The organism is Pseudonocardia pini, assembly GCF_013870575.1.
Lineage (GTDB): Bacteria > Actinomycetota > Actinomycetes > Mycobacteriales > Pseudonocardiaceae > Pseudonocardia > Pseudonocardia pini.
Genome location: NZ_JACBXB010000210.1, coordinates 1 through 7,727, shown reverse-complemented (window position 1 = coordinate 7,727; position 7,727 = coordinate 1). Strand labels below are relative to the sequence as shown.

Here is a 7,727-nt window from a genome sequence, read left to right as displayed (position 1 = left end):
GGGCGATCCCGTTCTCCGCCAACGTGCGCCGACCGGCCTCGCTGATCCAGTCCGTGCTCCAGGCCGGGGCGAACACCGTCCGCACCTCGACGGGCCCGTACCCGGCCGCGCCGAGGGCCGCGGCGATGTCCGTGCGCATCTCGTCGAGCGCCGGGCAGCCCGAGTACGTCGGGGTGATCGTGACGACCACGCCGGAGTCCCGCTCGACCACGGACCGGATCACACCGAGGTCGTCGAGGGTCAGCATGGGCATCTCGGGATCCACGACGCTCCCGACCACCTCCCGCACGCTCACCAGGTCGCCCCGGGGTGCGCCCGGGCCACGCTCTGCAGCTCGGCGAGCACCAGCCCCAGTCGCTCGGTGTGCAGGCCCTGCCTGCCGCCGCGCCCGCCGACGGTGCCCGTCGGCCGCAGGTCCGGCCGGGTCAGGGTGGCCTGGCGGAGGACCTGGTCCAGCACGCCGTCGACCTCATCGCGGGTGTCCGCCGGGTCCACGGCGACGCCGGCCGCGACGAGCCTGCGCTCCTCCACCGAGGTGCGGAACAGCTCGCCGAGGTACGGCCACACCCACTCCAGCGCCGCCTGCGCGCGCCGGTGGGACTCCGCCGTGCCGTCGCCGAGACGCAGGATCCAGCGGGCGGCGTAGTCCCGGTGGTAGGTCAGCTCCTTCACGCCCTTGGCCGCGACCGCCGCGACGACGGGGTCGGCCGAGCCGAGCAGCCGCTGCAGCAGCGCGAGCCGCCAGGTGGAGAACACCAGCAGCCGCGCCACGCACCGGGCGAAGTCCAGGTCGTCGGACTGCTCGGCCAGCGCGACGTTGCGGAACTCCGCCTGGTCCCGCAGGTAGGCGAGCACGTCCTCGTCCCGGCCCGCGCCCTCGACGTGCCCCGCGCGGGCCAGCAACACCCGAGCCTGGCCGAGCAGGTCGAGCGCGATGTTGGCCAGCGCGACCTCCTCCTCCAGCTCGGGGGCGTTCGCCACCCACTCCGCGAGCCGCTGGCTGTAGACCAGCACGTCGTCGCCCAGCATCTGGCAGTACGCGGCGAGATCCGCCGGGTCGACGCCGGCGGGGACGGCCGCGGAGATCTCCGCCTCGACGTCCGCGAAGCCGGTCCCGAAGGCCCAGCGCGGGTCGTCCTGCGCGGTGGTCTCCGACAGGGACTGGTAGGCGTTCGTGGCGTCGTGTTCGCCCTCGTGGATGCTGCTCACAGGTGCGGCACCTCCTCCGGGATCACGTAGAAGGTCGGGTGCCGGTAGACCTTGTCGCCCGCGGGCGCGAAGAAGGGGTCCTTCTCCGTCGGGCTCGACGCCGTGACGTCCTCCGCCTTCACGACCCAGATCGACACGCCCTCGTTGCGGCGGGTGTAGACGTCCCGGGCGTTGTGCAGCGCCATCTCCGCATCGGCGGCGTGCACCGAGCCGACGTGCACGTGGTTGAGCCCGCGCTTGCCGCGCACGAACACCTCGTAGAGCGGCCAGTCGCGACGCCGCACGCCCTGTCCCGTGGGCACCCCCGTGGTGGGGACGGCACCGTGCCCACCCTCGGCCGTGACCTCGCCGGTCTGCTCGCCGTCCCCGGGGATCACGCCGACACCGCCTTCGCCCGCTTGTCCGCGTACGCCCGGGCCGCCTCGCGCACCCAGGCCCCGTTCTCGTGGGCGCGGCGGCGGTGCGCCAGCCGCTGCGCGTTGGCCGGGCCCGCCCCGGTGATCACGGCCTGGAACTCCGACCAGTCCGGCTCGCCGAAGTCGTGTGCGCCGCGCTCGGCGTTCCACCGCAGGTCCGGGTCGGGCAGCGTGATGCCCAGAGCCTCGGCCTGCGGCACGGACATGTCGACGAACCGCTGCCGCAGCTCGTCGTTCGTGTGCCGCTTGATGCCCCACTCCATCGACTGCTGGGTGTTCGGCGAGTCGCCGTCCGCGGGGCCGAACATCATCAGCGACGGCCACCACCAGCGGTTCACCGACTCCTGCACCATCTCCCGCTGCGCAGCCGTGCCGTGGCACATCGCGAGCAGCAGCTCGAAGCCCTGCCGCTGGTGGAAGGACTCCTCCTTGCAGATCCGCACCATCGCCCGCGCGTAGGGCCCGTACGAACAGCGACACAGCGGCACCTGGTTGCAGATCGCCGCGCCGTCGACCAGCCAGCCGATCACCCCGACGTCCGCATAGGACAGTGCCGGGTAGTTGAAGATCGACGAGTACTTCTGCCGGGCCGAGACCAGCAGCTCGGTCAGCTCCTCGCGGTCCACGCCGAGCGTCTCCGCCGCGGCGTAGAGGTACATGCCGTGCCCGGCCTCGTCCTGCACCTTGGCCAGCAGGATCGCCTTGCGCCGCAACGACGGGGCACGGGTGATCCAGGTGCCCTCGGGCTGCATCCCGATGATCTCGGAGTGGGCGTGCTGCGCGATCTGGCGGATCAGCGTCTTGCGATAGGCCTCGGGCATCCAGTCCCGGGGCTCGATCCGCTGGTCGGCGTCGATCGTGGCCTGGAACTCCCGGGCGTAGGCCTCGGGGGACCGGGCGTCGGTCGCGGTCATCGCGAACCTCCATAACCGAATGTTCGTTCGTCTGATGATGGCGCACGGGAGCGCCCCGCGCAACCGCCGGGCGCCACCCTTGATCACCTGATAGCCACCGCCTCGACCCTGTCGACGACGCCGCGCCCGTGCTAGCCTCCCGGCAACCGAACGATCGTTCGCCGACGATGACACCGATCCGAGGGAGCACCATGAGCGCGTTGCTGCGCAGCTTCGTCTCTGGCGACTGGCATACCGCACCGGACGAGGGCCGCCCGCTCTTCGACGCCGTGAGCGGCGAGGAGGTCGCCCGGATCTCCTCGACCGGCGTCGACTTCGGCGCCGCGCTCCGCTACGGCCGCGAGGTCGGCGGCCCCGCGCTGCGGGAGCTGACCTTCCACCAGCGCGCCGCTCTCCTCAAGGCCCTGGGCGGGCACCTGCGCGAGCACCGCGAGGAGCTCTACGCCGTCTCCGCGCGCACCGGCGCGACGCTCGGCGACTCGAGGTTCGACGTCGACGGCGGCATCGGCGTCCTGCTCGCCTACGCCTCCAGGGCGAAGCGCGAGCTGCCGAACGACACGGTCTACGTCGAGGGTCCGGTCGAGCCGCTCGGCCGCGGCGGCACGTTCGTCGGCCAGCACCTCTGCACCCCGCTGCACGGGGTCGCGGTGCAGGTGAACGCCTTCAACTTCCCCGTCTGGGGGCCGCTGGAGAAGCTCGCGCCCGCGTTCCTCGCGGGTGTCCCGTCGCTGGTCAAGCCCGCCAGCCCGACCGCGTTCCTCACCGCGAGGCTGGTCGAGCTGATCGTCGAGTCCGGGCTCCTGCCCGCGGGCGCGCTGCAGTTCGTGGCCGGCTCCCTGGGCGATACCCTCGACCACCTGACCGGGCAGGACCTCGTCGCCTTCACCGGGTCGGCGTCGACCGCGCAGACCCTGCGCACGCACCCCGCGATCGTCCGCAACGCGGTGCGGTTCTCGGCGGAGGCGGACTCGCTGAACTTCTCCGCCCTGGGCCCCGACGGCGACCTGGACCTGTTCGTGCAGGGGCTCGTCACGGAGATGACGGTGAAGGCGGGCCAGAAGTGCACCGCGATCCGTCGCGCCTTCGTGCCCGCCGGCCGGGTGGACGAGGTCGTCGAGGCCGCGTCCGCCGCGCTCGCCGAGGTCACGGTCGGCCCGGAGGGGCGGATGGGCGCGCTGGCGTCGGCCGAGCAGCGCGAGGAGGTCCGCCGGTCGGTCAAGGCCCTGGCCGACGCGGGCCGGATCGTGGTGGGCGACCCCGAGGAGGACCCGGTCGGCCGGGGCGCCTACCTCGCCCCCGTCCTGCTGGTCGGGGACCCGGAACGGGCCGAGCCGCACGAGGTCGAGGCCTTCGGCCCGGTCTCCACGATCCTGCCGTACGAGAGCACCGCGCAGCTGGTCGACTACGCCGCCCGCGGCCAGGGCAGCCTCGCAGGCTCGATCGTCAGCGCGGACACCGCGTTCGTCCGCGAGGTCGTGCTCGGCGTCGCACCCTTCCACGGGCGACTCCTCGTGCTGAACGAGAAGGACGCGAAGGAGTCCACCGGCCACGGCTCCCCGCTGCCCCAGCTCGTGCACGGCGGCCCCGGCCGCGCGGGCGGCGGCGAGGAGCTGGGCGGGATCCGCGGCGTGCTGCACCACATGCAGCGCACCGCGGTCCAGGCCGACCCGGACACCCTCGCCGCCCTCACCGGCCGCTGGGTCGAGGGCGCGGAACGCCGCGAGACCGAGGTCCACCCCTTCCGGCTGCACCTGGAGGAGCTGCGACCGGGGGACACGCTCGTCGCGGGCCCGCGGACCGTCACGCAGGAGGACGTGGAGCACTTCGCCGAGTTCACCGGCGACACCTTCTACGCGCACATGGACGCGGAGGCGGCCGCCGCGAACCCACTGTTCGGCGAGCGCGTGGCGCACGGCTACCTGATCGTGTCGCTGGCGGCGGGACTGTTCGTGGACCCCGATCCCGGCCCGGTCCTGGCGAACTTCGGGGTGGACGACCTGCGGTTCCTCACCCCCGTGAAGTTCGGCGACGCCCTCACCGTCACCCTGACCTGCAAGCAGCTGACCCCGCGGGAGACCGCCGGGTACGGCGAGGTCCGGTGGGACGCGAACGTCACGCGGCAGGACGGCGAGTCCGTGGCGCGCTACGACGTGCTGACCCTGGTGGCCAAGCAGGCCGCGACGTGAGCGGGTTCGGCGAGGCTCCCGCGCCCGAGACCCTCGACGCCGCGGAGCGGATGTCCACCGACCAGCTGCGCGCCCTGCAGCTCGAGCGTCTGCAGTGGACGCTTCGACACGCGTACGAGAACGTCCCGCACTACCGCACGGCGTTCGACGAGGCCGGCGTCCACCCGGACGACTGTCGTGCGCTCTCCGACCTGGCGAAGTTCCCGACCACGAGCAAGGCCGACCTGCGGGAGAACTACCCGTTCGGGATGTTCGCGGTGCCGCAGGCCGAGGTCCGCCGGATCCACGCGTCGTCGGGCACCACGGGCAAGCCGACGGTCGTCGGCTACACCGCGCGAGACGTCGACACCTGGGCGGGCCTGGTCGCCCGCTCGATCCGCGCCGCGGGCGGCAGGCCGGGCCACCGCATCCACAACGCCTACGGCTACGGCCTGTTCACCGGCGGCCTCGGCGCGCACTACGGCATCGAGAAGCTCGGGGCGACCGCGATCCCGGTGTCCGGCGGCATGACCCCGCGGCAGGTCCAGCTGATCCAGGACTTCCGCCCGGACGTCATCATGCTGACCCCCTCCTACATGCTCACGCTGCTCGGCGAGTTCGAGCGCCAGGGCGTCGACCCGCGGGCCACGTCGTTGCAGGTCGGGATCTTCGGCGCGGAGCCGTGGACCGAGCAGATGCGCTCCGAGATCGAGGAGCGCACGGCGATGCACGCGGTCGACATCTACGGGTTGTCCGAGGTGATGGGACCCGGTGTGGCACAGGAGTGCGTGGAGACCAAGGACGGCCTGCACGTGTGGGAGGACCACTTCTTGCCCGAGGTCATCGACCCGCTCGACGGCACCGCCCTGGCCGACGGCGAGGAGGGCGAGCTGGCCTTCACCTCGCTGACCAAGCAGGCGCTGCCGATCATCCGCTACCGCACGCGGGACCTCACCCGGCTGCTGCCGGGCACCGCGCGGCCCGCGATGCGCCGGATGCAGAAGATCACCGGCCGCTCGGACGACATGATCATCCTGCGTGGGGTGAACCTGTTCCCCACGCAGATCGAGGAGATCGTGCTGCGGACCGCGGGCCTCGCCCCGCACTTCCAGATGGTGCTGACCACCGAGGGTCGGATGGACGCGCTCGCGGTCCGGGTGGAGGCGCGGCCGGACACCACGCCGCAGCGCCGGGCCGCCGCGGCGGCGGAGCTGGTCTCGGCGGTGAAGGACACGGTCGGGGTGTCGGTGGCCTGCGAGGTGGTGGACCCGGACACCCTCGAGCGGTCCGTCGGCAAGCTGCAGCGGCTGCGGGACCTCCGCGCGCGGTGATCGGGCCCCGCACGCAGCCACCCCCTCTCACCTGCAGTAACGAGGCAACAGGGAAGTTCTGGAGAGAGTGCCGGACCCGTTCCCAGCGCGGGTCCGGGGCTCTACCGTCTCCTGGCATGAGCGTTCACACCCACGAGCACAGCCACGGCGACACCGCGCACACCCACGAGCACGGGCAGCACGACCACCAGCACGTGGAGCACTCCCACACCCACACCCACGAGGGCGAGACCCACGAGCACCCCCACGCGCACGACGCCGGCGTGGACCAGGTGCACGAGCACGCGCACTAGCAGGCCCGCCCCAGGGGGTCAGCGCGTCGCGGGCGTGTGCACCACGTGCACGGTGCCGTTGGTCAGCGTGGTCACCGAGGCGACGGGCAGCGGGAAGGACTCGGTCCCCTCCGGGAAGAGCCGCTCCCCCTTGCCGACGACGAGCGGGTGCACCAGCAGGTGCAGCTCGTCGAGCAGCCCCTCGGCGATCAGGCCGCGGATGAGCTGGATGCTGCCGGACATGCCCAGGTCCGGCCCGTCGCCCGCCTTGATCTCGCGCAGCCGCGCCACCCAGTCCGCGCCCAGGACGGTGGCGTTGCCCCACTCCGCGGACTCCAGGGTCGAGGAGACCACGAACTTCGGCGGCGCCGCCATCTGCTCGGCGAAGGGGTCGCCCGCGAGCGGGGCGAAGTGCTCGGCGAACCCTGCGTAGGTCTTGCGGCCCAACAGCATCCGCGGCTGCATGAGCGTGCCGACGACGGCACCCACCTCGTCGTCGAAGTAGGGGAAGTGCCAGTTCTCGGGCGCCTCGACGACGCCGTCGACCGAGGTGAAGAGGCCGGCGATGATCCTGCTCATGATGTCCTCCGGGGGAAGTCCGTCGATGTCGAAGGGGAAGACGGCCGCCGCCCCCAGGACTCGTTGATCCGTTCGAGTGAACGCGAAGTCGATCGACCGCGACGTCGGGCCGGCTTAGTCTCCGGCCCGTGTGGGTGATCACGGGGAGCTCCGGACATCTCGGCGAGGCGCTCGTGCGGGTGCTGCGCGAGCGCGGCGAGGAGGTCGTGGGCCTCGACGTGCTCCCGGGCCCCACGACGACGCTCGTCGGCTCGGTCACCGATCCTTCGGCGGTGGCCGAGGCCGTGCGCGGTGCGGACCACGTGCTGCACACCGCGACGCTGCACAAACCGCACGTCGGCTCGCACGGCCGACAGGACTTCGTGGCGGTCAACGTGACCGGCACGCTGACCGTGCTGGAGCAGGCCGCGGCCGCGGGCGTGCGGAGCGTCGTGGTCACCTCCAGCACCAGCGCGTTCGGCCGGGCGCTGACCCCGGCGGCCGGTGAGCCCGCCTCCTGGGTCACCGAGGACGTCCCGCACCGCGTCCGCAACATCTACGGCGCCACCAAGACCGCCGCCGAGGACCTGGCCGAGCTCGCGGCCCGGGACGGACTTCCCGCAGTGGTGCTGCGCAGCGCGCGCTTCTTCCCGGAGGCGGACGACCGGGACGAGGTCCGGAGCCGGTGGACGGACGCGAACCTCAAGGCCGTCGAGTTCCTGTACCGACGCGTGGACCTCGCCGACCTCGTCGACCTCCACCTCCTCGCGGCGACCCGGGCCCCCGAGCTCGGTTTCGGCCGGTACGTCGCGAGCGCGACGACGCCGTTCACCCGCGGCGACCGCGCGGAGCTCGGCCGAGA

9 protein-coding genes are annotated in these 7,727 nt (G+C 72.6%); 4 read left to right on the top strand and 5 right to left on the bottom strand.

Going from position 1 to position 7,727, the window contains the following annotated elements; all coding sequences use genetic code 11:
- From H5J29_RS14185 to paaA, 4 genes are all read right to left on the bottom strand, one after another.
- A partial coding sequence (locus H5J29_RS14185; protein ID WP_246393858.1) for an iron-sulfur cluster assembly protein occupies positions 1-253 on the bottom strand: 253 nt, incomplete at its 3' end.
- A gap of 38 nt (positions 254-291) precedes the next feature.
- The gene (gene paaC, locus H5J29_RS14180) at positions 292-1,209 is read right to left on the bottom strand and encodes a 1,2-phenylacetyl-CoA epoxidase subunit PaaC (RefSeq protein ID WP_312858217.1); all 918 of its coding nucleotides are present in this window, start codon (positions 1,207-1,209) and stop codon (positions 292-294) included.
- A complete protein-coding gene (gene paaB, locus H5J29_RS35055) occupies positions 1,206-1,511 on the bottom strand; it encodes a 1,2-phenylacetyl-CoA epoxidase subunit PaaB (protein ID WP_312858218.1) in 306 nt (101 codons plus the stop codon). The genes paaC and paaB overlap by 4 nt, the downstream gene beginning before the upstream one ends.
- A 71-nt stretch (positions 1,512-1,582) precedes the next feature.
- Complete coding sequence (paaA, locus tag H5J29_RS14170; protein WP_181781422.1) at positions 1,583-2,539, bottom strand: 1,2-phenylacetyl-CoA epoxidase subunit PaaA; 957 nt, start codon at positions 2,537-2,539, stop codon at positions 1,583-1,585.
- Positions 2,540-2,730: 191 nt separating this feature from the next.
- Between paaA and paaZ the strand changes: the two genes are divergently transcribed.
- The 3 genes from paaZ (at position 2,731) to H5J29_RS14155 (ending at position 6,328) form a co-directional block, all read left to right on the top strand.
- The gene (gene paaZ, locus H5J29_RS14165; RefSeq protein WP_181781421.1) at positions 2,731-4,725 is read left to right on the top strand and encodes a phenylacetic acid degradation bifunctional protein PaaZ; all 1,995 of its coding nucleotides are present in this window, start codon (positions 2,731-2,733) and stop codon (positions 4,723-4,725) included.
- Between the two features lie 50 nt (positions 4,726-4,775).
- Positions 4,776-6,035 carry a phenylacetate--CoA ligase PaaK gene (gene paaK, locus H5J29_RS14160; RefSeq protein WP_181781423.1) on the top strand — a complete coding sequence of 420 codons (1,260 nt, stop codon included), beginning with the start codon at positions 4,776-4,778 and terminating at the stop codon, positions 6,033-6,035.
- Between the two features lie 116 nt (positions 6,036-6,151).
- Positions 6,152-6,328: a zinc transporter Slc39a7 gene (locus H5J29_RS14155; RefSeq protein WP_181781420.1), complete on the top strand. Its 177-nt coding sequence runs from the start codon at positions 6,152-6,154 to the stop codon at positions 6,326-6,328.
- Positions 6,329-6,346: 18 nt separating this feature from the next.
- Here H5J29_RS14155 and H5J29_RS14150 read toward each other — a convergent pair whose 3' ends face one another.
- Positions 6,347-6,886: a dihydrofolate reductase family protein gene (locus tag H5J29_RS14150; protein ID WP_181781419.1), complete on the bottom strand. Its 540-nt coding sequence runs from the start codon at positions 6,884-6,886 to the stop codon at positions 6,347-6,349.
- Positions 6,887-7,014: 128 nt separating this feature from the next.
- On the opposite strand from H5J29_RS14150, the gene H5J29_RS14145 reads away from it, so the two are divergent.
- The coding region (locus H5J29_RS14145; RefSeq protein ID WP_181781418.1) for an NAD-dependent epimerase/dehydratase family protein at positions 7,015-7,727 on the top strand (713 nt) is incomplete at its 3' end.

What these genes read in the sequence shown, in the direction of transcription:
- paaZ (WP_181781421.1), top strand. Translation starts at nt 2,731, where the DNA reads ATGAGCGCGTTGCTGCGCAGCTTCGTCTCTGGCGACTGGCATACCGCA.
- paaA (WP_181781422.1), bottom strand. Translation starts at nt 2,539, where the DNA reads ATGACCGCGACCGACGCCCGGTCCCCCGAGGCCTACGCCCGGGAGTTC.
- paaK (WP_181781423.1), top strand. Translation starts at nt 4,776, where the DNA reads ATGTCCACCGACCAGCTGCGCGCCCTGCAGCTCGAGCGTCTGCAGTGG.
- H5J29_RS14155 (WP_181781420.1), top strand. Translation starts at nt 6,152, where the DNA reads ATGAGCGTTCACACCCACGAGCACAGCCACGGCGACACCGCGCACACC.
- H5J29_RS14150 (WP_181781419.1), bottom strand. Translation starts at nt 6,886, where the DNA reads ATGAGCAGGATCATCGCCGGCCTCTTCACCTCGGTCGACGGCGTCGTC.